This is a genomic window from Saccharopolyspora pogona, assembly GCF_014697215.1.
GTDB classification, from domain to species: domain Bacteria; phylum Actinomycetota; class Actinomycetes; order Mycobacteriales; family Pseudonocardiaceae; genus Saccharopolyspora; species Saccharopolyspora hattusasensis.
In genome coordinates this window covers 5,922,124-5,944,739 of the sequence record NZ_CP031142.1, presented here as the reverse complement: position 1 = coordinate 5,944,739, position 22,616 = coordinate 5,922,124, and the positions used below count along the sequence as shown (strand labels likewise).

Below are 22,616 nucleotides of genomic sequence, written 5' to 3'. Positions count from 1 at the left end.
TCGCTGCGTGTTCCACCGTTGCCGCGATCACCCGTTCGGGCACTGTTGGTGGGGGTATCTCGGCTAAATTGCTCGTTGCGAACAGAAAAACGGAGGAGCAGTGAGTTATCCACCGCAAGATCCGTACGGAGCGCAGTCCGGACCGTACGGTGGGCAGTCGGGCCAGTACCCCTCGGAGTCGTACCAGTCGGGCCAGTACCCGCCGCAGAACGGCTCGGACGACTTCTGGCGCCACGTCGCGGGAAACCAGCCCCCGATGCCGCCGAAGAAGAGCCGCACCGGGCTCATCGTCGCCCTGGCCGGCGCCGGTGCGGTGGTGGTCATCGGCATCGTGGTGACGATCATCCTGGTGGTCGTGAACAGCAACGGCGGCAGCAACACCAGCCACAACGCCGGCAGCACGACCAGCAGCAGTCCGACCGGCACCGGCAGCACGAGCACCAGCACGAGCACCAGCTCCAGCAGCCAGTTCGCGGCCGGCAACTGCATCGACCTGCTCAGCGAGAAGGGCGGCGACATGAACGCCGCGACCTGCGGTTCCGCGGACTCGGACTACGAGATCGTCGACGTCCAGCGCGGCACCGACCACTCGGTGTGCGGGGACAACTACAGCAACGTCACCGGCAGCAAGACCTACTGCATCGTCTTGGACGTCAAGGCGGGCGACTGCCTCACGGGGTTCAACGACTCCGTCGACGTCCTGCCGCTGAAGATCGACTGCAGCACGGCAGAGGACCAGGTGACCGAGGTAGCCAACGGCACCGACCCGAAGACCGCCTGTGCGCAGGGCGAGGGCTACTACGTCTTCGCGGACCGCACCGTCTGCTTCGGCGACGTCCAGGGCGCCTGAGCGGTCGTGAGTGCGCGACCGGGCCCGGCGCCCCGTCCCCGTGCCCGGTCGCACTCACGACCCCGGATTTCCGGTAAATCGGGCCATTTCCGCTGATCGGCCGTGGCGGGCCCGTCGTCTCGACTAGGTTTGCGCGACCTAGATCGCGCCGGAGTACGCGACGACGAGCCGGGACACCCGGCGCACCAGCGGGGTGCGGTTGTGCCTGGTGCCGGATGTGGCGGTCGGCGACTGCCTGCGCGTCCCGGTGGCCGGTATCGAGACCAAGGTGCGCTGCGACGAACCGGGCGCGAACGAGCGGGTCACCGGGGTGACGTCGAACACCGGCGGCGCGGCGGTTTGCCCGTCCGGGACGAGCCGGACCGCGATCTACCCCGATCCGGCGCGAACGGTGTGCACCGCGCCGTCCGCTCAGTGACCAACGCGATCTGGTTCCGCTGCCCTCGATGTGATGTCGTGTCTGGGCAACCCCGCAGGTGAACAGGGGTGCTCGCACGATGAGGGAGGGCTTCGATGCGCAGCGAAGACCACACGGTCCGTGACATCACCCGGGGTCTGATGCGGGAACTCGGGCTGACCACGGTGTTCGGCAACCCGGGTACGACCGAGGTGCCGTTCCTGACCGGGTGGCCGGACGATTTCCGCTACGTGCTCGGCCTGCAGGAGTCCGTGGTCGTCGCGATGGCCGACGGTTACGCGCAGTCCCGCCGGGAGCCGGTGCTGGTCAACCTGCACTCCGCCGGCGGCGTGGGGCACGCGCTCGGCGCGATCTTCACCGCGTACCGCAACCGGACGCCGATGATCGTGACGGCCGGGCAGCAGACCCGCACCCTGATGTTCGACGAGCCGTTCCTCGGTGCCACCGACGCCGCCGATTTCCCCAAGCCGTACGTGAAGTGGAGCTACGAGCCGGCCCGCGCAGCGGACGTCCCGGCGGCCCTCGTGCGCGCCTACCAGCTGGCGACGACCCCGCCGTACGGCCCGGTTTTCGTGTCGATCCCGGCCGACGACTGGGACGAGCCCGGCGTGCCGGTGACGGCCCGGCCGCGCACCCCCGGTTCCGCCCCGGACCCGGCCGTCGTCGCCGACCTCGCCGAGGCGCTGCGGAGCTGCGAGCGCCCGGCGTTCGTCGTCGGCCCGGCGGTGGACGCCGACGGCGTGGTCGCGGACCTCGTCGAGCTGGCGGAGAAGGCGCAGGCGGCTGTTTACGTGGCGCCGATGTCGCCGCGCTGCTCGTTCCCCGAGGACCACCCGCAGTTCGCCGGTTTCCTGCAGCCCGAGCAGCGCTTGCTGACCGCTGAGCTCGCCGGGCACGACCTCGTCGTGGTGTGGGGCGCGCCAGCGTTCACCTACCACGTGTACCGCGGCGAGAGCGAAGTCGAGCTGCCCGAGCTCTTCCTCGTGCACGACGATCCGCAGGTGCTCGGCCGGGCCCGGGAGGGGCGCGGCGTGCTGGGCACGCTGGCGCATTCTGTGCGGCAAGTCAACGAGAAGGTCGAGGCGCAGCAGCGGAGCGCGCCGGCGACCTACCAGCGGCCGCCGAAACCGGCCGCGTCCACGCCGATGACCGCCGCCTACGTCTTCGACACGATCGCCGGGGCGCTGCCCGCGGACGCGGCCGTGGTGGAGGAAACCCCCAGCCACCGCAACGACCTGCACGAGCACTTCCCGATCCGGTCCACCGACGGCGGGTTCTTCACCGGATTCTCCGGCGCGCTCGGCTACGGCATCGGCGCGGCCGTCGGGGTGGCGATGGCGGACCCGACGCGGCGCACGGTCGCGCTGATCGGCGACGGTTCCAGCATGTACGGGATCCAGTCGGTGTGGACCGCGGTCCGTGAGCACGCGCCCGTCACGTTCGTGATCATGGACAACTCGCGGTACGCGGCGGTGGCGGTGCTGGGCGAGGCGGCGGGCGGCAGCAAGCTGCCCGGCGTGGATCTCGGCGGCATCGACTTCGCCGCGCTGGCCACCGGCCTGGGCTGCCGGACCAAGCTGGTCCAGTCCCCGGCGGAGCTGGACGCGGCCCTCGCGGAGGAGTTCGCGGGCCAGACCGGACCGACCCTCCTGCACGTCAGGGTCGACCCGGGCCAGCGCTGCCTGTACTGACTTGGTGTTCCACCTGCCCAGGCCCCGTGAGTGCTTTGGGGCGCCGTAGAGGTTGTTTGAGAACTCGTTGTGTTCTCCGCCGAGGAACTCGATGTGATCCGCTCGCAGTTCGCGCGCGGGTTGCAGGCGCCGATCGCGTTGCGCCCACCGGACAAGCGACCGCCGACCGTCGAGGACAAGCTCCTGGTGTTCATGGGCGCCTCCGGCGGGCTCGGCGTCGGCCGCGCGGCGGCGATGCCGTTGGCGGGCTTGGGGATCGCGGCGCTGAACCGGTGGTGCTGCCGGTCGCCGGGGGCGGGCCGGTGCGGCGGAGGTCGGGGAGGACACCGCACCAACCCAGCTGGGTGGGTTTTCGAGGTGAGGGCACCCTTGGGCGGCACAGCTGCTTCAAGGGTGCCCCTCACCTCTCACCCGACGGTGTGATTCAGGCGCGGAGGTGGTGCCGCCCGGTGGGCTCGTCGAAGTCGTCGGGTCGGCTGGGTCTGTGGTGGGGAATCTCGTTGGTATGTGGGGATGTTCTGGTTCCGCCCGGTGTTCTTCGTTGCGGTTTTCGGCTTCGATGTCGGTTATGAGGTGCCAGGCCGTGTAAGCGCCTTCGCCGCCTCCGGCGTGCTGGGCCGTGGAAAACGCGATGGTTCTCGCGGTCAACTGGGTGGCGAGCATGGCGAGGATCAGCAGGTTGAACAGGACGAACGTGCTGAGCTGAATCCAGAACATCGGTGGTTCTCCTTCGGTTGGGCGAGGGGTGTCAATTTCGCGAGAAATTGGCGTTCACCCGGGTGACGGTCAATTTCTCGCGAAATTGCGCCGTCCTCGGGTGATCACAGGCGGGTGGTGAGGGTGTGCCAGCAGCGCATGCAGGTGTCCTCGCGAATCCAGTCCACTTCGGACTGATCGTGCAGCTCCGCTGCGCCCGCTTCCGCTCCGCAGAACGCCTTCACCCGCTCCTCGTGCGGAGCTTTCGTTGCTGCGATGGGAAACGCGTGACGGCCGCCCGTGACCGGGCGCCAGACGTAGGTCAAATAGTCAGCCATGGGGATTCCTTGATCGATATTCTGCAAGTCTTGCAATCCAACGCCGAGGCTGCCATCGCCCGCCACGTGGAAATTCGGTTCGCGATGCGGATGGCGGATCAAGGCATCACACAGGCGGAGATCGAGATCAACCGCCCCATATGCGGGTCCAGGCCAGGCATCGATGATGATCTACCCGAGACCTGCGACAAGCAGTTGTCACGCTTCCTGCCACCAGGGAGCACACTTAGAGTCAACGATGGGAGCAGTCCAAGCGGGCGGCTCTACAAGGGCAAGGAAGGCGACCGATGACCATCGATGCCCGGTGGGCAGTGATCACCGAAGACGGCGGGGAGCGGGCCGGGAACCTCCTGATCACCGACGAAGCTGCGGTCGGCGAGCTGGTGAAGGAACTCTCTAACCCGATGGCCGACCTTGCGCGGCTGATTCACCGTGACCGTCCCTTGTATGACCCGGAGCAGGGCTTTCGTGATCACGACGTGTACGCCAACGTCGTAGACGGCTTTGGTTACCTCAGCCACCAGGACCGGGATCATGGCAAGGCATACCCGGTCGGCGACCCGGAATCCGCGGGGTGCGAGTTCGACGATGACGACTTTCCCGCCGGCTCGGGGCTACCGCTAGATCAGTTCACCGCCGCGCTCGTTGAGTTTCTGCGCACTACCAAGCGGCCGACCAACGTCCAATGGACGGGTCAGTGACCGGTCGATGACCACCACCCCGAGTATCGACCGCCACATCTCGTTGATCAGGGCGTCCATGTCTGTGATCTTCTGTGTAGCAGAAACGCAGGGGCAAAGCTCTCACCAGCACAAATAGATACCGATCAACCATCGGCCGAGTGCTAGACCGAGCAGGGCCTACAGATGCCCTGTGACCAGCACAAAAAGCGTTTGTGCGGCGTACGGCGGTGTCCTTTGAAGTGAAGGGCACCTCCGGCCGACTTTGCCGACAGCCGGCTTTGCCGGCAAAGGGTGCCCTTCAGCCGGAAAGCGTCAGTTGCGGGCCTCCGCCTTCTCGGCCTCCGCCCACTGCTTCGCCGTGGACTTCGCCGTGGACTTCGCCGTCTCGTCCACAGTGGACTCATCGGACTTCTCCGCCGCTGCCGTCGCCGGGGCTTGGGCGCTGCGGACGTCGAGGAGGCGGGCCACCTCGCTGCGGAGGTAGACGAAGGTCTCCGACTCGCGGGTGGTGATCTGGTCCCGCTCGTCGCCGAGCGGGATCTCCAGGTCCGCCACGATCGACGCCGGGGACTTCGACAGCACGAACACCCGGTCCGCCAGGTAGATGCTCTCGTCGATGTCGTGGGTGACCAGCAGGACCGTGCTGTCGAACTGCTTGCGGACCCGCAGCAGCAGGTCCTCCAGCTCGAAGCGGGTCTGGGCGTCCACCGAGGCGAACGGCTCGTCCATCAGCAGCAGCGACGGTCGGCAGGCCAGCGCGCGGGCGATCGACACCCGCTGCTGCATGCCGCCGGAGAGCTGCCACGGGTACTTCTTCGCGGCGGCGCCCAGGCCCACCCACTCCAGCACCTCATCGGCCCGGCTGCGCCGCTCGGCCTTGCTCAAACCCCTGGAGCGCAACGGGAATTCGACGTTGGACCGCACCGAGAGCCAGGGGAACAGCGATCGGCTGTAGTCCTGGAACACCACGGCCAGGTCGGCCGGCACGCCGTTCACGGGGGCGCCGTTCAGCCGGACGTCGCCTGCGGTGGGCTTGATCAGCCCGGAGATGGAGCGCAGCATGGTCGACTTGCCGCAGCCGGACGGGCCGACGATGCAGGCCAGTTCACCGGTGCGCACCTGGAACGTCAGGTCGGCGATGGCCTGGTGACCTCCTCCGCCGCCGTAGCGGTGTCCGAGCCGGGAGACTTCGAGCATGGTCTTGGTTTCGGTCATTGGAATTCAGCCTCCGACTACTTGGTGCGCCTGCGACGGTTGCCAGCTCAGCGCGCGGCGCTCCACCACGAGCAGCAGGGTGTTGAGGACGTATCCGAGGATGCCCAGCAGCACGATGCCCGCCCACATGGCGGGGAAGTCGAACTGCCGCTGGTCGAAGACCAGCCGGTAGCCGATGCCGTTGGTGGAGCCGACGAGTTCGGAGACGACCATCAGCACCAGCGCCAGCGACAGGCTCACCCGCAGTCCGGCGAAGATCTTCGGCGTCGCCGCGGGCAGCACCACCCCGAACACCCAGTGCGAGCGGGGGATGCGGAACGACCGGATGGTGTCCACCTTGACCTGGTCCACGGAGCGGACGCCGTCGACGGTGTTCAGCAGGATCGGCCAAATCACGCCGAAGACGATCACGGTGATCTGCATCTGCGCGCCGATGCCCAGCAGTACCAGGAAGACCGGCACCAGCACCGGCGGCGGGATGGCCCGCATGAACGCCATCAGCGGTCCGAAGTAGTCCAGCGCGGTGCGGGACCGGCCGAGGAGGGTGCCGAGCGCGACGCCGAGCACCACCGCGATGAGCCAGCCCACGGCGATCCGCCCGAGGCTGGCCAGCATGTCCGAGAAAGCCTCGTCGGTCAGGAACAGCGACGAAGCCGGTCCGCTGAACCACTTCTCCATCGCGGTGCCGACGATCTGCGTCGGGGGCGGGAAGAACGCGCTCTGCGCGACGCGGGTGAGCAGTTCCCACACCACGATCGCGATGATGAAGACCACCCAGCGCTGCAGGAATCCGCGCATCCTGATCATGCCGCCTCCCGATCGACCGCGCTCCACCGGAAGCCACGCTTGTGCACCAGTTCCAGTGCCTCGTTGATGAGGTAGCCGACGATCCCGGCGACCAGCGTGCCCGCCAGCACCAGGTCCATCCGGCCCGCGCCGGTGCTCGCGTCGAGCACGAAGGTGCCGAGGCCGCTGGCGCCGCCGGCCAGGAACTCGGTGCTGACCACCAGGATCAGCGCCACCGCAGCGGACATCCGGATGCCGGTGAGCACGAACGGCGCCGCGTTCGGCAGCGCCACGGTGAACATCACCCGACCGCGGCCCAACCCGAAGGAGCGCGCGGTATCCACCATGACCGGGTCGATCTCGTCCAGCGCGTAGATGGTGTTGAACAGGATCGGCCACACCGAGGCGTACACCGCGAGCGTGATCTTGGTTTCCGGACCCGCTCCGACCAGCACGATTGCCAGCGGGATCAGCGCCACCGAAGGGATCGGCCGGAGGAACTCGATGATCGCCCGGGTGGCCACCCGGACCCAGCGGACGCTGCCGAGCAGCAGCCCGGCGGGCACCGCGATGGCGATCGAGACGCTCAGCGCGATCGCCCACGCCAGCACGGTGGCGATCAGGTCGAGCAGGAAGGAGCGGTCGCCGAGCAGTTCGGCGAACTGGGCGAGCACTGTGGACGGTGGTGGGAAGTATTGCTGAGGGACGATTCCTGATCGGCTGAAGGCTTCCCACACGATGAGGAAGCCCAGCAGACCGACCAATCCCCGGAGTGTTTTGGTCATTTCCCCGAGTCAGCTCTGCGGCGGAGCAACGATCATGCTCGCCACGTCGACGTCGTTGCGGATGTAGCCGAATTCCAGCATCAGACGCGGAATCCGCTGGAGGCGGGTTGCGTCGGCGCGGGAGTTCATCTTCAGCAGGGTGATGATCGCCGCGGTCTCCTTGTCGATCTTGGCGAATTGCGGCAGCAACGGCTCGATCTTGCTGCGGTCCTGGGCCTCGGCCACCGCGCTGTCCATGGCCCGCTGGAAAGCTGCCACGGTCTTCGGGTTCTCGTCGGCGAACTTGGCGGTCGAGACGTAGCCGCCCAGCGGCAGGTCCTCCAGCGGACCGGTCGCGGTGTCCACCACCGGGATGGCGCCCGCGTCGCGGGCGGACAGCGTCAGGAATGGTTCGACGACGAACGCCGCGTCGGCCTGGTCGGTCTTCAGCGCGTTGGGCATGTTGGGGAAGCCGAGCGGCATCCACTGGACCTTGCTGTAGTCCACGCTGTTGGCCTTCATCGAGGCCTTCACCATCAGCTCGGAGATGGTGCCGGCGCCGCTGATCGCGATCTTCTTCCCCGCGAGGTCCTGCGGGCTGTGCACGCCGCCGCCCGGCGAAGCCATGATCATGCAGGTGTTCGGCGTGCTCGACGCGCAGTCCGCGACGATCTTCAGCTTGGTGCCACCCTTGGCCTGGGCGGAGAAGATGGGCACGTAGCTGCTGAAGGTGATGTCGTAGTCGCCGCCGATGGTGCTGGTCAGCGCGGTGCCGCCGTCTGGCGCGTTGATGATCTCGACGGTGAGGCCCTCGCGCTGGAAGTGGCCGTTGCGCACCGCCAGGTGCAGCGGTGCGAGTTCGCTGGTGGGCAGCCCGCCGATCCGCAGGTTCGCCTTCTCGACCTGGGCGTTGCCGCCCTGCTTGTCCTCCGATCCACCTAGGAGTCCGCAACCGCTGGCGCCCATCAGGGCGCCTGCCGTGACCATCCCGCCGGCCAGTTTCAACAGACCTCGGCGGGGAAGGGCGCGGGGACGGGGACTCATGTGGATCCTCCTGGCATCGGGGTGCGTGCGGGTGCGCGTTTTCCGTTGTGTCGTGCGCCGGGAGCGGAGTGCGGGTCGGCGATGGCGGCCGTCGCGGGTTGTGCCTGCGGGTGGACGGCGTCGTCGCGGTGTTGACCCGGGAGGACTAGCGGGGCGCGCAACGACGCCGGGCCGGTGATGCGGGGACTCGGTGGCGCTGCGTCTTTCCTCCCGGTGCGGTGGCGGGGTTTGGTGCCCCCGAACTGTAGAAGCTCGGATCACACGCGACAACCAGGCGTAAATAGCTCGTTGCCACTCGTCCCACGATGAGGTGCGTGATTCACGACACGCGGACCAATGTCCGAACAGAATTGTGACGGAGAGTCGAATTCTGCTGGACAACTCGAGGGAACACTGAATGTCGTCTGCGCCAACGCGCCGGTGCCATGCCCGAGCGGGACCGCGAGTCCTCCGGGTATTGCGACCCCAGGGGCTCCGGCCTCGTGATCAGCGGAAACGTCAGGCCTGTGGCGGGGCCACGATCATGCTCGCGACGTCGATGTCGGTGTTGATGAACCCGAAGTCCTTCATCAGGCGCGGCACCCGCTGCAACCGGGTTGCGTCGGCCCGGGAGTTGAACTTCAGCAGGGTGATGATCGCCGCGGTCTCCTTGTCGATCTTGGCGAACTCCGGCAGCAGCGGCTCGATCTTGCTGCGGTCCTGCGCTTCCGCGACGGCGCGGTCCATCACCCGCTGGAACGCCGCGATGGTCTTGGGGTGCTCCTCGCAGAACTTCGCGGTCGCCCCGTAGCCGGTCAGCGGCAGGTCCTCCAGCGATCCGGTGGCGGTGTCGACCACCGGCACCGCTCCGCCGTCGCGGGCGGCCAGGGTGAGGAACGGCTCGGTGACGATCGCGGCGTCGACCCGGCGCTGCTGCAGCGCGGCGGGCATGGTGATGAACGGGGTCGGCGAGACCTTCACCTTGGAGTAGTTCACGCCGTAGGCGTTCAGGGTGGCCTTGACCAGCAGTTCGGTGATGGTGTTGGGGCCGCTGATGGCGATCGTCTTGCCCTCGAGGTCCTGCGGGGTACGCACCCCGGAGTTCGGCGAGGTCATGATCATCGTGGCGTTCGGCGCGGCCGCCGCGCAGTCCGCGACGATCTTCAGCTTCGCCGCACCGCTGGCCTGGGCGGCGAAGAACGGCACGTAGCTGCTGTAGGTGATGTCGTAGTCGCCGCCGATGGTGCTGTTCAGCGCGGCGCTGCCGTCCGGGGCGTTGACGATCTCGATGGTCAGGCCCTCCTGCTGGAAGTAGCCGTTGCGGACGGCCAGGTGCAGTGGGGCCAGGTCGTTGATCGGCAGCGCGCCGACGCGCAGGTTCGCCTTCTCCACCTGGCCGTTGCCGCCGCTTTCCGCCTGCGAGCCACCGAGGAGCCCGCAGCCGCTCGTGCCCAGCAGCGCACCGGCGGTGACGGCACCACCTGCGAGCTTGAACAGATTCCTGCGGGGCAGGGAGCGGTGGGCGAGGGCGGGGCTCATCTGTTCCTCCTTGCATTGGGTGCGACGTGGAACGGTGGGCTGCGGCGGGGGTGTGTCGGTGGCGCAGCCGTGCCGATGACGGCGCGGGTGTACCCCGTGAGCGGTACGGGAGATGCGCTGGTGCGCTGTGAACTGAGCCACGAGCAGGGAAGGGCCCTCGTCGGCCACACGCGCCGCGGCGTCTCAACCCTTGTGCGAAGTTCTGCGTCTTCCGTGGTGCGGCGGGGTGCGGGTGCCCCTGAACTGTAGAACGTTGAACAAAACCCGACAACTAGCTGTAACTAGGCAGAGGTCACACGGATGGCCCAGTGTTGTCCATGCCACCCTATGGGGTGGTGAACTCTCGCCTTGGGGGCCTGACTTGTGACGCCCGGTTAAGTATAGTCTCGCCCGTCGAGGTGACTTGGCCTCTGCTTCGGGGGATGCACGTTGTGACCAGGGAGTGTGATGGCAAGCCCGGCTGACAGAGTCAGGGTCTGCGGGGGCACGGTGCGAGTCGTGGGACCGTCGACCCGCTCGTGGGTACCTGGCGCCGCCGCGTCCGATCGCGGGCACGTTCCCAACACGATGATCAGCACTGCCGCGGCCCGGAGAGGCAACTAGCCGTGGCGGTGTCGCACATGTCCGCCGCAGCGCAGGAAACAGGGATGCTCAACAACGACCCCGCTACCGGAACCGGCGCGGCCACCGAACCGGCTGCCGGTCGGTCCAAGACGTGGTGGCTGCGCAACTGGCGCCTCCGGTACAAGATGGCCGCCGTCCTGCTCGTCCCGACCCTGGCCGCGCTCGGTGTCGGCGGAATCCGGGTCTACGACGGCCTCGCCACCCAATCGCGGCTGAACACCATCGTCGAGCAGGTCGAACTCGGCGAGCAGGCCGCGAACCTGACCCACGAGCTGCAGCGCGAACGCGACTTCGCGATCGTCTTCACCACTGCCAACGGCGGCAGCGCGGGCACCGACTACGTCGCGCAGAGCCAACGGGTCGACACGGCGGTGCAGCAGCTGCATGGCTTCGACCAGCAGGTCGTGAGCTTCTCGCCGGAGGTCCGCGACGCCTACGAGCGCGCAGTCAACCGCCTTGGCAGCCTCGGCGCCCTGCGCGCCACCATCAACAACCGCTTCACCGGCCCGCAGACGCTGGTCGCCTACAACTCGGTGCTAGAAGAGCTGCTGCAGATCAACCGGATGGTCGCCACCTCCGCGGTCAACACGCAGGTCAGCCAGACCGCCCGGGCCGCCGAAGCGCTCGGCCGGGCCAAGGAACAGCTCGCCCAGCAGCGCTCGATCCTGCTCAGCGCCGGGATGCTCAACGGTTTCCTCACCGGGCAGGCCGACGCGGTCCGCGCCGCCAACGCGCGCTACGAGGCCGCTTTCGCGGAGTTCGAGAACGCCGCCACCCCGGAGCAGCGCGCCCTCTTCGCGGCGCGCGTCGCCGGTGCCGAGGTGGACGATTCGGAGCAAATCGAGCAGGCCGCGCTGATCGCGGCCGACCGCAAGGAAGCGGTGCACATCAACCCCCTCGAGTGGGGCGCCCAGTCGGGCAAGCGCACCGACCTGGTCCGCTTGGTGGAGGAGTCGCTGCTCACCGCCTTCCACGACGACGCACAGGAACTCGCCGACTCCGCCTGGTGGTCGCTGATCCGCGACTCCGCGCTGCTGTTGCTGTTGCTGTTGGTCGCCTTCGGCGTCGCGGCCTACATCGCGCGCTCGATGCTGCGCCCGCTGCGCATCCTCCGCTACGGGGCCCTGGAGATCGCGCAGAAGGGCCTCCCGGAAGCGATCAGCAAGGTCAACGAGAACCCAGGCAGCGCCAACCAGATCACGGTGCAGCCGGTGCCGGTGCACTCCGGCGAGGAGATCGGGCAGGTGGCCCGCACCTTCGACGCGGTGCACCAGCAGGCGCTGCGGCTGGCCGTCGAGCAGGCGCTGCTGCGCAACAACGTCAACGACCTGTTCGTCAACCTGGCGCGCCGCAGCCAGACCCTGGTGCAGCGGCAGCTGGCCCTCATTGACCGGCTGGAGCAGGACGAGCAGGACCCGGACCAGCTGAGCAGCCTGTTCGAGCTGGACCACCTGGCCACCCGCATGCGCCGGAACAACGAGAACCTGCTGATCCTCGGCGGCACCGACCTGACCCGCCGGATGATGCGGCCGGTGCCCCTCAACGAGGTCCTCGGCGCGGCGGTGTCCGAAGTGGAGCAGTACGCGCGGATCGCCGTGGTCGACGCGCCCGACCTGGCCATCCAGGGCCGGGTCGTCAACGACTTCGTGCACCTGGTCGCCGAGCTGCTGGAGAACGCGACGGTCTTCTCCAATCCGGACACCGAGGTCACCGTCCGCACCGCCTACCGCAGGCAGGAACTCGTTATCGAGATCCGGGACCGCGGCGTGGGCATCGACGCCAGCGAGATCGACGAGATCAACGACCGGCTCACCCGGCCGCCGGAGATCGACGTCGCCGTGTCCCGCCGGATGGGCCTGTTCGTGGTCGGGCAGCTGGCCCGGCGCCACGACATCCGGGTCGAGCTGCACAACAACGACAATTTGGAAGGCGGCGTCACCGCGACGGTGCACCTGGCCGGCGAGTTCGTCGTCCAGCTGACGCCGGACGGCCCGCGGCCGATGCCCGACGTGCCGCGCGCCGCGCTCGCCGAGGAACGGCGCGAAGCGTTCAGCGAGACCGGCACGCACCTCGGCCTGGCCGCCGCGTTCGGCGGTCGCGCCGCCACGAGCCTCGACCGCGGCGTCGACCAGCCCACCGAGCGCGCACCGCTGCCGTCACTGGCCGGCATCGAGCAGGCCACCGCGTTCACCCCGCAACCCCAGCAGGAAGAACCCGAAGTCGAGGACACCGAGCTGTCGACCCAGTACTCGGTGACCGTTTCCAACGGTGATTCGTTCGGCGCCACAGACGTTCCGGAGTGGGAGGATGTGTCGAAGGCGCCCGCGGACGACGAGGTCCGCGCCGACGAGTGGCCGAGCGAGGAGAGCACCGGGAACCACTTCTCGGACGAGTTCGAAGGGCAGTGCGGGGCACCGGGAGAGCCCGTCGGGTCGGCGGACCTCTTCCGCAGCCCGTTCGAGGCAGCGAAGACCGCTTCGATGGAGTTCCCGGCCGGGCCGGAAGGGGCCGGGCACAACGGCTTTGGACTGAACGGATCCGGGTCGGGCGGTGGCCTCTTCGGCACCGCGGACTCCGAGGGCGCCGCGAACAACGGAACCCGGCAGGAGCCGGCGTCGGAAGCCTGGGCGCAAGGGGAAGGCCCGGTTGAGGGCACCGACGGCCGATCGCCGGCGTTCGCCGACGATGAGCCGGAGGGGGCCGCCTGGGACATGGACGATGCGCCGACCCAACGACTGCCGATCTACGAAGCCGTGCTTTCGCAGTGGTTCCGCGAGTCCGATGTGGACGATGCCCCGGCCGCGCCGGTCACCCCGGCGGCGACCGAAGCGCCGCTCGAGCCGAGGCGACTGACCGAACAACTGCGCATCCCGGAAGAGCCCGTCGTCGACGAGGTGCCGCGCACCACGACACCGGATCCCGGCTGGGGCACGGCCGACGACGGCTGGCGGGCCGCCGAGGCGCTGCTGCAGACCCAGCAGGTCCAGGAGACCACCGCGGCCGGTCTGCCCAAGCGCGTGCCCAAGACGAACCTGGTGCCCGGCTCGGCCGCCCCGCAGCCCCCCCGCAGCAAGCCCGCCGCCACCCGCTCGGCAGACGCCGTCCGCGGGCGGATGGCGAACTTCCAGCAGGGTGTCAAACGGGGTAGGCATTCCAAGGCCGAACCGGTTTCCAGTGAACCACCCCGCTCGAATCCGAGCCGTCCCGAGGAGCAGGAGTGAACGGGTCCGTGCAGCAACCGACGAGCAGCAACAGCTTCAGCTGGCTGATCACCGACTTCGTGCGTCGCGTCCCTGGCGTGGCGCACTCGGTCGTGGTGTCCGCCGATGGCCTGCTGCTCGCCGGGTCCCAGGGTTTGCCGCGGGACCGCGCCGAGCAACTGTCCGCGGTGGCCTCCGGGCTGGTCAGCCTCACCCAGGGCGCCGCGCGTTGTTTCGAAGCCGGTGAGGTCACGCAGACCGTCGTGGAGATGGAGCAGGGCTACCTGTTCCTGATGTCCATCAGCGACGGTTCCTGCTTGGCGGTGCTGGCCGCGCCGAACGCCGACATCGGTTTGGTCGCCTACGAGATGACCTTGCTGGTGGAGCGGGTCGGAAAACAGCTCACCCCGGAACTGCGGGCGCAGCTGCAGGGCTTGGGGCATCGGTGAGTTCGGCTGGGGAACGCTGAGGGGAGTTCGCCATGAACACCGGTTCCGAGCCCAGCTGGGACGGAGACCTCTTCCGCCTCTACAACAAGCGGCTGAGCGCCGAGTCCTGGCAGGACGACTTCGTCGACAACGACGGTTCGGCCGGCCACGGATCGGAGTCGATGGGCGGCTACGACCGGGCGCTGTTCGGCGGCCCAGGCGCGGACCTGTTCGGTTCCAGCTACGACTCGGTGCCCGAGGTTGCCGCCGGTCCCCGGCCGAACGACAGCGGCCCGCCGTCGGTGTCGATGCCGTCGATCTCGCAGTCGATGTCGCCGATTTCGCAGTCGATGCCGTCGATCTCGCAGTCGATGCCGCCGATTTCGCAGTCCATGCCGTCGATCTCCGGATCGATGCCGGCGATCCCCAGCGTCGACCAGCCGGAGTCCGACAGCCTCGACGGCGGTTCCCTGGTGCGGCCCTACGCCCGCACGCGCGGGCGCACCCGCACCGATTATGATCTTGCTATCGAAACGCTGGTGACCACCAGCGAACGCGGTCGCTCCCAGGCGACCCAGACCAGGGCCGAGCACCGCTCGATCTCCGAGCTGTGCCTGGAGGCCCGCTCGGTGGCCGAGGTGGCCGCGCACCTGCGCCTCCCGCTGGGGGTCGTCCGGGTGCTGATCGGCGACATGGCCGACACCGGTCTGGTTCTGATTCACGACAGTGGCATGGTCGTCGGTGGCCGGCCGTCCATGGAGTTCTTGGAAAGGGTGCTCAGTGGGCTTCGCAGGCTCTGATCCCCGATCGAATGCGGCCGGCCAGAAGACCTCGACGAAGATCGTGGTGGCCGGTGGTTTCGGTGTCGGGAAGACGACTTTCGTCGGCTCGGTGTCCGAGATCGTGCCGTTGACCACCGAGGCGGTCATGACCGAGGCCAGCGTCGGGGTCGACGACCTCAGCGCGACGCCGGACAAGGTCACCACCACGGTCGCGATGGACTTCGGCCGGGTCTCGCTGGACTCGGACCTGATTCTGTACCTGTTCGGCACCCCAGGCCAGCACCGGTTCTGGTTCATGTGGGACGACCTGGTGCGCGGCGCGATCGGCGCGGTGGTGCTGGTCGACACCCGGCGGCTGGCGGACGCGTTCGCCTCGATCGACTTCTTCGACGACCGGGGCCTGCCGTACATCATCGCGGTGAACACCTTCGACGGCGTGCTGCACCACGACCAGGAGGACATCCGTGAGGCGCTGACCATCGCCGCCTCGGTCCCGATGATCACGGTGGACGCCCGGAACCGCGAGTCCACCAAGCAGGCCCTGATCGCCCTGGTCGAACACGCAATGCGCCAACGCATGGCCACGACGCGTTGAGGTCGGATTTCCAGGCCCCTTCGTAGCGGTGCAGGTGGCACCCTGCCCTGACCCGGCCAAGATGGTCCACAGTGGCCAGTCCCCGGATTTCGGCGCTACCTTGCGTTTCTCGGCGAAACTGCGAAAGCAAGGTTCCTGCTGTTGGATGCCAGTCAGCGTTTCTCGGGGATATGACGCTTGTTCGGGACCTCGCAGCCTGGAGGTCCCGCTGGCGGCCCCAACGGGAGCGATCCAGCGCTGCCTCGAAAACTGGTGTGGGGCGAACGGCCTGTTCGCGTCGGTAGGAGCCTGTTGCAAAATTACGCCCACCACGGACCGTAATCGATCGATCACGGCTGAGATGGCCACTGGCGGACAAACGGCGGCGATCGAGACTGATTTGGTACTTCGGTTCAGCCGTTTTCGCCGAAAACGCAACAGGCTCGTAGGTGGCGCGAACGGTCCGTTCGCTTCAACCAGCACCTTCCAAAACAGCCTCTGCAGCACCAAAAGTGCTCACGGGTGGCGCGGCTTCAGCGAATGTTGGCGCCGTAGACGTGGTCGACCGCCATCGCTATCAGTACCCTCCGGCCGGACACCATCACCGACCGGTACCCGTCCCAGTCCGGGTGCTCCCCGGCGGCCATGCGGTAGTAGTCCACCAGCGCCTCGACTTCGGGGCCGTGCGGATCGGTTCCCGGGCCGGTGAGGGTCACCGCGCCCTCGGCCGTGGCCCATGCCCAGCCGTCGGGGCTGGTGACCTCCAGCGCGGCCCGCGGATCCCGGCGCAGGTTCGCCGTCTTGGCCAGCCCCTCGCGAGTCGAAACGTAGATGACACCGGCCTCGTGGTCGTAGAACGGCATGACGGGGGAGAGCTGGGGGCGGCCGTCCGACTTGATGGTCGCGAGGACGCCGAGCCGGCTTTCCGCGAGCAGCACCCGCGGGTTGAACGGTGTGGCGGTCATGGTCGCACCTCCGAGGGCTTGCGGAACTGCTCGATCATCGTCGCGTAGCTGTTGCCGCCGTGCCCGTCGGCCACGGCGCGGTCGGCCAGGGCCTTGACGAACCTCGGGAGTTCGGCGTTGACGCCGAGGAACTCGCTCTCGTGGATGAGGTGCTCCATCGCGGCCAAGTGGGTGTCGATGGTGGAATCGTCGGCCGGGTACGTGCCGTCGTCGATCTGCTGCGCGTACGCGGAAAGCCAGCCGGCCACGGTGCCGATCCCCTGCCGCGCGAGCGGGGCGAACGTCGCGGCATCCACACCTGCCGCGCCGAGCAAGGCGGCACCCTGCAGGAAGCCGTTCAGGATGCTCCACATCGGGCCCAGCATGGCCACTTCGTGCAGCGACGACAGGCCTTGGTCGTCGCCGAGGTGTGTCGCCGCGCCACGGCTCGCCAGGGTCGATTCGTGCAGGTCGAAGGCCGATCGCGGACCACTGTAGAGGATTGCGGCGTCCGCCGTGCCGATGGCCGCGGGCATGGCCATGATCGCGCCGTCGAGGTAGGTGCCGCCCCGCAGCGCCGCCCACTCGGCGGTCTCGCGGGCCCGCGCCGAGGTGCCGGAGGTCAGGTTCACCAGGAGCCGAGCACGTCGCCCAGCGGATCGAGGAGTTCGTGCACGGCGTAGTAGTCCGAGAGGCAGCGGACCACAAGCGGGCTGGCCGCGAAGGCGTCGCGGACCGAGCTGGCTAGCTCCGCGCCCTGGGCGACGAGCTGTTCGGCCTTCGCTGCCGTGCGGTTCCACACGGTCGTGGGGCGCCCGTCGCCCAGGAACGCCCTGGCCAGCGCTTGGCCCATCAGTCCCAGGCCGATGACGGTCACGTGCGTGTGGTCGGCGTTGCGGTTTCGCACCGTGCGCTCCCCTTCGGGGTTGGTGATCACGGCAGAATCGTCAACGTTCACACCGATATGAAGGTCAAGGAGGAAATGCGCGTGCTGATCGGGGAACCGAGCCGGCGGTTCGGAGTCCACACGAATCAGCTGCGTTACTACGAGACCCAGGGCCTGCTGGAGCTAAGCCGCGGCGCCAATGGCTACCGCGAGTACCGCGACGATGCCGTCCCGACCGTAATCCATATCAGGAAGCGGCTCGAAGCCGGACTGTCGACCCAGGAAATCGGATACCCGCAGCCCCGCGTCACCGGATCCGCACCCGACTTCGAACCCTGCCCGGAACTCCTGGACGCCCTGCGAGCACGCCTGCGCGGGCTAGACGAACACATCGACACGCTCGTCCGCTCACGGGAAGGTCCTCCACGACTACATCGATGCGACGGAACGGCGTGCTCCAAGCCAGGATTGCGACTCCACAACGCTGGCGCAGACACCAGCGTGACGGCGCTCTGGGGGTGGAGGCGGGCCCCGGACCTGCGGAGCGTGAAGCTTACGGCCTGGTGCCGGGCGGTCAGTCCTCGACGAGTGCGACGGACATGATCCGGTGCAGCGGAAAGTTGCCCAGCTCCTCGCTGCTGGTGTCGAAGCCCTGCAGGATTCCGCCGCCGACGCTCACCGGACGCACCACGCGCTGGCTCCGCACTCCGTGCGTGTCGACGAACCCCAGCCACACGCTCCGGCGCTGCCGCGCCGCGTCGCGCAGCAGCTGCAGCGTCGCCTCGGCGCTCGGCCGCCCGCGCTCGGGGCTCACGGCGCTGCCGCGCCGCGCCGCCCCGGCCCGGTCGCCGGCTCGCAGCTGCGCTACGAGCTCGCCGAGCTGCTCCGGGCTCGGCGCGGCGATCGCCACCGGCTGCGCCGGGCGGCTCTTGCCGCGCACTCGCCGACCGCTCTCCCGGAGGTCGAGCACGTTGCCGTCGGGGCCTTCGGCCACCGGGGCGAATCCGGCGACGCGGAGGACGGCGACGACGTCGGCCAGTGGCAGGGGGCTGACCAGGACGGTTGGGGCGATGCGGCGGAGTTCGAGTTCTTCGCTCTCGGGTTTGGCCAGGATTTCGGCCAGCAGCAGCGGATCGTCGCAGCGCAGGAAGGCTGCGGCGGTGCCCGCGCGGAGCCGGCCGTGGCGGCGGGCGACGTCGTCGATGAGGTAGGTCAGCGACTGCGGGATCGGGGTGCGGGAGCGGGTGCGGAACAGCGAGTGCAGGTCGTCGGCGGTGTGGCCGGCGTCGAACGCGCGCCGGATGCTGCCTTCGCTGATCCGGTAAACCGTTGCGCTCCCCGCGGATTCGACGTCTGCGACGAGCTTCATCTCGATGGCGAGGTCGGGTTCGAGGCGGCCCGGCGCGACGACGGTGAGGTCGGCCTGCACCAGGACGTGGTCCAGTGGTTCGGGGAGCGCGTCGGCGAGTTGCCGGGCCGCCTCGGCGGCGCCGTCGACGAGCAGGACGCGTCCGGCGGTGGTCAGCGCGTGCAGCGCGACGACGCCGAGGACGGTCGCCTCGGCGAGGGTCCAGAGCACCAGGTCGTCGCGCAGCCGTCCGCCGCGGCGCGGGGCGCGCCAGCCGAGCACGGCGGCGACGTCGTCCAGCCGGGCGCCGTGTCCGCCCGGCAGTTCGTCGAGGTAGTCGAGGATGCGGCGGCGGTCCTTCGGCGCGAGCGGCCGGCGCAGGTCTTCGGACAGCGGGTTGAGCAGCCGGTCCTTCTCGTCGCGGGCGCCGATGAGGCCCGGCAGCCGGGGCAGGTCCAGCCAGGCCTGGGCCAGGGTTGCCCAGCGCTGCCCGGGCGGGGAGGCCAGCCAGGTGTCGGACTGGATGGTGGGCACCCACTGGGGTTCCGACCCCTCGCTGTTGGCGAGGAGGTTGGCCGCGACCGCGACCTCCACGAGCAGGCCCAGCTGGTTTTCGTCGATCTCGATGGCCTTGGCGGTGCGGCGCAGGTCGCGCACGCCGACGCCGCCGGAGCGCAGCACGTCCGGTGGTTCCTCGCCCCAGGCGGCGAGCAGCTCTTCGACGTGCCGCAGCAGCTCCAGCGCCGAGCCGCCACCGGTGTTGTCCACATTGGACTGACCGGTGCCGGTCAGGTCCGGGATCGGCTCCTCGGGCTCCACCGGGCCCATCGGGTGGTCGCCGCGCACGGCCAACGCGAGCTGGCGCGGCAGCTCGACGGTCTCGGCATCGCGCCGCAGCAGCAACCCCTTGGCGAGCAGCCGTTGCACCGGATTGGCCGCCTGCTCCAGCGGGACCTGCTTGGCGGCGTCCTTGGTACGGCCGATCGGCGCGCCTTCGGCGAGCTTGCCGACCAACCGCCGCTCCTCCTCGTCGAGGTCGGTCAGCGCGGCCTTCGCCGCCGCCTCGGTGAGGTGCTCGGCGGGGCGCCCGAGCCCGGCGGGGAAGGTCGGGAGCGCCTCCCGCGCCGCCGTGGACACCGATAGCTCGGCGTCCTCGCCCCAGGCCAGCGCGAGGTCACGCAGCTGCGTGACGGATCGGCGGACGCGTTCGACCGTGACGTCGCGGCCGAGCAGCCCGGCGACGGCGTCCAACGGCACCGGGGCGACGTCGGCGTCGAGCAGCACCAGCGCCTCGAGCGTGGCGTGGGCGAAGGAATCGAGGTCCTCGCAGGCCCGTGCGACGGACGAGCGCACTCCGACGCGCGTCGCCAGCACCGAGTTGTCGGCCGGCGGTGGGGTCGCGAGGTCGGGCCGCGCGCGCAGCAGGGCGACGAGCTGTTCGTCGCTGCGTGCCCGCAGCCAATCCGCCAGTGATGACATCCCCTCCACGATACCCAGCAGCTGTGCTGCGCCGACGTGCTCCGTCGCCGCCTGGTGAGAGATGCATCGCAGCGGACCGAGGTCCGCGCGCCGGTCCTGGTGCCGCGTCTACGAACCTTGATCGGCATATTGATCACCACGTAGCCCACCCGCCATCCGGGCCGCCTTGGAGAAGTGCCGATTTCGCGCGAAATCGGCACCTCTCCCGCACGTGGAAGGCCGATTTCGCGCGAAATCGGCAGCACCCTCAATACCCGATCAACGTCGCTTGACGCGGCACTAGTTGCGCTGCGCACCCTTGGGTGAGGTCCGGGCCCGGATCCGGCAAACTGGAAGTGCACCGTAGCCGGAATGCACAGGAGGAACGACGTGGCCGGCAAGACCAAAAAGGACCGCATTGACCCGTCTTGGCCGAAGGTCTCGGACGGCGATCACCCGGTGAGCGAGTTCCTGGCCGACAAGCAGGGCGCGTTGTCGCCGTTCGGGGACACCGCCTTCCCGCTCGGGCAGGACGCCGTTTCCTACGTCCACCCGGTCACCCGAATCAACAAGTGACCCTCCTGTCAAGGGGAACCGGTCGGTAACGGGACCGGACGTCGCTCACAGTCGGGAAAGTTTTAGGCTTTTTCGTGCTGGGTGAAGTTCTGGTCGCTTAGCGGGCCCGAAGGGCTTGCATCCCGGATGGGCGATCTGCTTCCGGCGGCCCGCGGGCCGCCGGAGGACCGCACCCACCAAGTCCATAGCCGATCAGCTCGACAGGGGTGTGCCATGCCGGTTCCAGGTCCGGGTTATTCGATCACCGTTCGCGTCGAGGCCCCGCCGTCGACGACCGCTGCGGGTGACCTGACGAGCGCGGTCGGTCGCGCGGGCGGCGTCATCACGGCGTTCGACGTCGTCGAGTCGCACGCCGACCGCATCGTCGTCGACATCACCTGCAACGCGCTGTCGGCCGACCACGCCAACGACCTCGCCGAGGTCCTCGGCGCCCTGCCCGGCGTCCGGGTGCGCAAGATCTCCGACCGGACCTTCCTGGTACACCTCGGCGGCAAGATCGAGGTCAACTCGCGGGTCGCGCTCAACAACCGCGACGACCTCTCCCGCGCGTACACCCCCGGCGTGGCCCGGGTGTGCACCGCGATCGCGAACAACCCCGAGGACGCCCGCCGGCTGACCATCAAGCGCAACGCGGTCGCGGTGGTCACCGACGGTTCCGCCGTGCTCGGGCTGGGCAACATCGGCCCGGCGGCCGCGCTGCCGGTCATGGAGGGCAAGGCCGCGCTGTTCAAGAAGTTCGCCGGCGTCAACGCCTGGCCGGTCTGCCTGGACACCCAGGACACCGAGGAGATCATCCGCGCGGTCGAGCTGATGGCCCCGGTCTACGGCGGCATCAACCTGGAGGACATCGCCGCCCCGCGTTGCTTCGAGATCGAGGCCCGGCTGCGGGAGAAGCTGAACATCCCCGTCTTCCACGACGACCAGCACGGCACCGCGATCGTGGTGCTGGGCGCGCTGCGCAACGCGCTGCGCGTGGTGAACAAGGACATCACCGACTGCCGCATCGTGGTGTGCGGCGTCGGCGCCGCCGGTTCGGCCATCATCCGCCTGCTGCAGCACAAGAAACCGGCCGACATCATCGCCGTCGACATCGACGGCATCGTCCACGCCGGTCGCGGCGACAGCGACCCGAACCTGCAGTCCATCGCGGCGTCCACCAACAAGGACGGCCGTGGCGGCACGCTGTCCGACGCGGTGCGCGAGGCGGACGTGTTCATCGGCGTGTCCGCGCCGAACCTGCTCAGCGCGGACGACGTGGCGTCCATGAACTCCGACGCGATCGTGTTCGCGCTGGCCAACCCCGACCCGGAGATCGACCCGCTGGAGGCGCAGAAGCACGCCACCATCGTGGCGACCGGCCGCAGCGACTACCCGAACCAGATCAACAACGTGCTGGCCTTCCCGGGCGTGTTCCGCGGTCTGCTGGACGCGCACGCACACAAAATCACCGACGAGATGATGCTGGCGGCGTCGAACGCGATCGCCGACGTCGTGGACGGGGAGCGGATCAACGCGTCGTTCATCGTGCCGAGCGTGTTCGACTCCGCGGTGGCCCCGGCGGTCGCGGAAGCGGTGAAGAAGGCCGCGATCGCGTCGAAGGAAGACGACCCGGCCCCGCAGGGCGGCTCTTCCCTGCCCTGGTCCATGGCCGAGGACATCGAGTACTGATCGAACGGGGCCGCGAGTTTTTTGGGCAGCTGTGGCGACAAGACTCACGGCCCCGTGAACAGCTCGAACGCGCAGTCTGGGAAGCCGTGCCGCGGTGATTTCCGCAACCCCCGGCAGGTCTAGGC

General features: G+C 68.8%; 21 protein-coding genes and 2 pseudogenes. 14 read left to right on the top strand and 9 right to left on the bottom strand.

From position 1 onward, the window contains the following. Window positions 1-100 precede the first annotated feature (100 nt). The 5 genes and pseudogenes from DL519_RS27555 (at window position 101) to DL519_RS27535 (ending at window position 3,742) form a co-directional block, all read left to right on the top strand. Window positions 101-850 carry a hypothetical protein gene (locus DL519_RS27555; RefSeq protein WP_190819060.1) on the top strand — a complete coding sequence of 250 codons (750 nt, stop codon included), beginning with the start codon at window positions 101-103 and terminating at the stop codon, window positions 848-850. A gap of 208 nt (window positions 851-1,058) precedes the next feature. After that, window positions 1,059-1,268, top strand: a complete 210-nt coding sequence (locus tag DL519_RS27550) for a hypothetical protein (RefSeq protein WP_190819058.1) — start codon at window positions 1,059-1,061, stop codon at window positions 1,266-1,268. 95 nt (window positions 1,269-1,363) lie between these two features. Further along, window positions 1,364-2,959 carry a benzoylformate decarboxylase gene (mdlC, locus tag DL519_RS27545; protein ID WP_190819056.1) on the top strand — a complete coding sequence of 532 codons (1,596 nt, stop codon included), beginning with the start codon at window positions 1,364-1,366 and terminating at the stop codon, window positions 2,957-2,959. Between the two features lie 69 nt (window positions 2,960-3,028). Continuing rightward, window positions 3,029-3,217 (top strand): annotated as a pseudogene (locus DL519_RS27540) (dynamin family protein); the annotation flags it as partial. Between the two features lie 255 nt (window positions 3,218-3,472). Next, window positions 3,473-3,742 (top strand): hypothetical protein, encoded by a 270-nt coding sequence (locus tag DL519_RS27535; protein WP_190824638.1) that lies wholly within the window; start codon window positions 3,473-3,475, stop codon window positions 3,740-3,742. Window positions 3,743-3,780: 38 nt separating this feature from the next. Here DL519_RS27535 and DL519_RS27530 read toward each other — a convergent pair whose 3' ends face one another. After that, window positions 3,781-3,993: a zinc finger protein gene (locus tag DL519_RS27530; protein WP_190819054.1), complete on the bottom strand. Its 213-nt coding sequence runs from the start codon at window positions 3,991-3,993 to the stop codon at window positions 3,781-3,783. Window positions 3,994-4,002: 9 nt separating this feature from the next. On the opposite strand from DL519_RS27530, the gene DL519_RS27525 reads away from it, so the two are divergent. Beyond that, window positions 4,003-4,284, top strand: a complete 282-nt coding sequence (locus DL519_RS27525; protein WP_190819052.1) for a DddA-like double-stranded DNA deaminase toxin — start codon at window positions 4,003-4,005, stop codon at window positions 4,282-4,284. A 20-nt stretch (window positions 4,285-4,304) separates the two neighbouring features. Beyond that, on the top strand, window positions 4,305-4,694 hold the full coding sequence (locus tag DL519_RS27520; protein WP_223839615.1) for an Imm1 family immunity protein: 390 nt from the start codon (window positions 4,305-4,307) through the stop codon (window positions 4,692-4,694). Window positions 4,695-4,988: 294 nt separating this feature from the next. Here the strand turns inward: DL519_RS27520 and DL519_RS27515 are convergent, their stop codons facing one another. The 5 genes from DL519_RS27515 to DL519_RS27495 all read right to left on the bottom strand — a co-directional run bounded on the left by DL519_RS27515 (window position 4,989) and on the right by DL519_RS27495 (window position 10,003). Further along, a complete protein-coding gene (locus tag DL519_RS27515; protein WP_223839614.1) occupies window positions 4,989-5,891 on the bottom strand; it encodes an ABC transporter ATP-binding protein in 903 nt (300 codons plus the stop codon). Between the two features lie 6 nt (window positions 5,892-5,897). Next, window positions 5,898-6,698 carry an ABC transporter permease gene (locus tag DL519_RS27510; RefSeq protein WP_190819048.1) on the bottom strand — a complete coding sequence of 267 codons (801 nt, stop codon included), beginning with the start codon at window positions 6,696-6,698 and terminating at the stop codon, window positions 5,898-5,900. Continuing rightward, entirely contained in the window at window positions 6,695-7,462 is a 768-nt protein-coding gene (locus tag DL519_RS27505) for an ABC transporter permease (RefSeq protein ID WP_190819046.1), read from the bottom strand. Before DL519_RS27505 ends, DL519_RS27510 begins: the two co-directional genes overlap by 4 nt. A 9-nt stretch (window positions 7,463-7,471) precedes the next feature. Next, window positions 7,472-8,485: an ABC transporter substrate-binding protein gene (locus DL519_RS27500; protein WP_223839613.1), complete on the bottom strand. Its 1,014-nt coding sequence runs from the start codon at window positions 8,483-8,485 to the stop codon at window positions 7,472-7,474. A 498-nt stretch (window positions 8,486-8,983) separates the two neighbouring features. Beyond that, the gene (locus tag DL519_RS27495; RefSeq protein ID WP_190819044.1) at window positions 8,984-10,003 is read right to left on the bottom strand and encodes an ABC transporter substrate-binding protein; all 1,020 of its coding nucleotides are present in this window, start codon (window positions 10,001-10,003) and stop codon (window positions 8,984-8,986) included. A 620-nt stretch (window positions 10,004-10,623) separates the two neighbouring features. Between DL519_RS27495 and DL519_RS27490 the strand changes: the two genes are divergently transcribed. The 4 genes from DL519_RS27490 to DL519_RS27475 are packed head-to-tail and all read left to right on the top strand — an operon-like array spanning window position 10,624 to window position 15,632. After that, window positions 10,624-13,848, top strand: a complete 3,225-nt coding sequence (locus DL519_RS27490; protein WP_223839612.1) for a sensor histidine kinase — start codon at window positions 10,624-10,626, stop codon at window positions 13,846-13,848. Beyond that, window positions 13,845-14,276, top strand: a complete 432-nt coding sequence (locus tag DL519_RS27485) for a roadblock/LC7 domain-containing protein (RefSeq protein ID WP_190819042.1) — start codon at window positions 13,845-13,847, stop codon at window positions 14,274-14,276. The genes DL519_RS27490 and DL519_RS27485 overlap by 4 nt, the downstream gene beginning before the upstream one ends. A gap of 32 nt (window positions 14,277-14,308) precedes the next feature. Further along, a complete protein-coding gene (locus DL519_RS27480) occupies window positions 14,309-15,055 on the top strand; it encodes a DUF742 domain-containing protein (protein ID WP_190819040.1) in 747 nt (248 codons plus the stop codon). Next, entirely contained in the window at window positions 15,036-15,632 is a 597-nt protein-coding gene (locus DL519_RS27475) for a GTP-binding protein (protein WP_190819038.1), read from the top strand. Before DL519_RS27480 ends, DL519_RS27475 begins: the two co-directional genes overlap by 20 nt. Before the next feature lie 512 nt (window positions 15,633-16,144). Here the strand turns inward: DL519_RS27475 and DL519_RS27470 are convergent. Continuing rightward, window positions 16,145-16,576 carry a PPOX class F420-dependent oxidoreductase gene (locus DL519_RS27470; RefSeq protein WP_190819037.1) on the bottom strand — a complete coding sequence of 144 codons (432 nt, stop codon included), beginning with the start codon at window positions 16,574-16,576 and terminating at the stop codon, window positions 16,145-16,147. Next, a pseudogene (locus tag DL519_RS27465) lies at window positions 16,573-17,408 on the bottom strand (NAD(P)-dependent oxidoreductase). Before DL519_RS27465 ends, DL519_RS27470 begins: the two are co-directional and overlap by 4 nt. Before the next feature lie 111 nt (window positions 17,409-17,519). Between DL519_RS27465 and DL519_RS27460 the strand changes: the two are divergent. Then, window positions 17,520-18,044: a MerR family transcriptional regulator gene (locus tag DL519_RS27460; RefSeq protein WP_317891396.1), complete on the top strand. Its 525-nt coding sequence runs from the start codon at window positions 17,520-17,522 to the stop codon at window positions 18,042-18,044. Here DL519_RS27460 and DL519_RS27455 read toward each other — a convergent pair. Beyond that, window positions 18,016-20,268, bottom strand: a complete 2,253-nt coding sequence (locus DL519_RS27455; protein ID WP_190819035.1) for a helicase-associated domain-containing protein — start codon at window positions 20,266-20,268, stop codon at window positions 18,016-18,018. The genes DL519_RS27460 and DL519_RS27455 overlap by 29 nt on opposite strands. 351 nt (window positions 20,269-20,619) lie before the next feature. On the opposite strand from DL519_RS27455, the gene DL519_RS27450 reads away from it, so the two are divergent. Together DL519_RS27450 and DL519_RS27445 are read left to right on the top strand one after the other, a co-directional pair. Next, window positions 20,620-20,823 (top strand): hypothetical protein, encoded by a 204-nt coding sequence (locus tag DL519_RS27450; protein ID WP_190819033.1) that lies wholly within the window; start codon window positions 20,620-20,622, stop codon window positions 20,821-20,823. Between the two features lie 213 nt (window positions 20,824-21,036). Then, a complete protein-coding gene (locus tag DL519_RS27445) occupies window positions 21,037-22,491 on the top strand; it encodes an NAD-dependent malic enzyme (RefSeq protein WP_190819031.1) in 1,455 nt (484 codons plus the stop codon). Window positions 22,492-22,616: the final 125 nt, after the last annotated feature.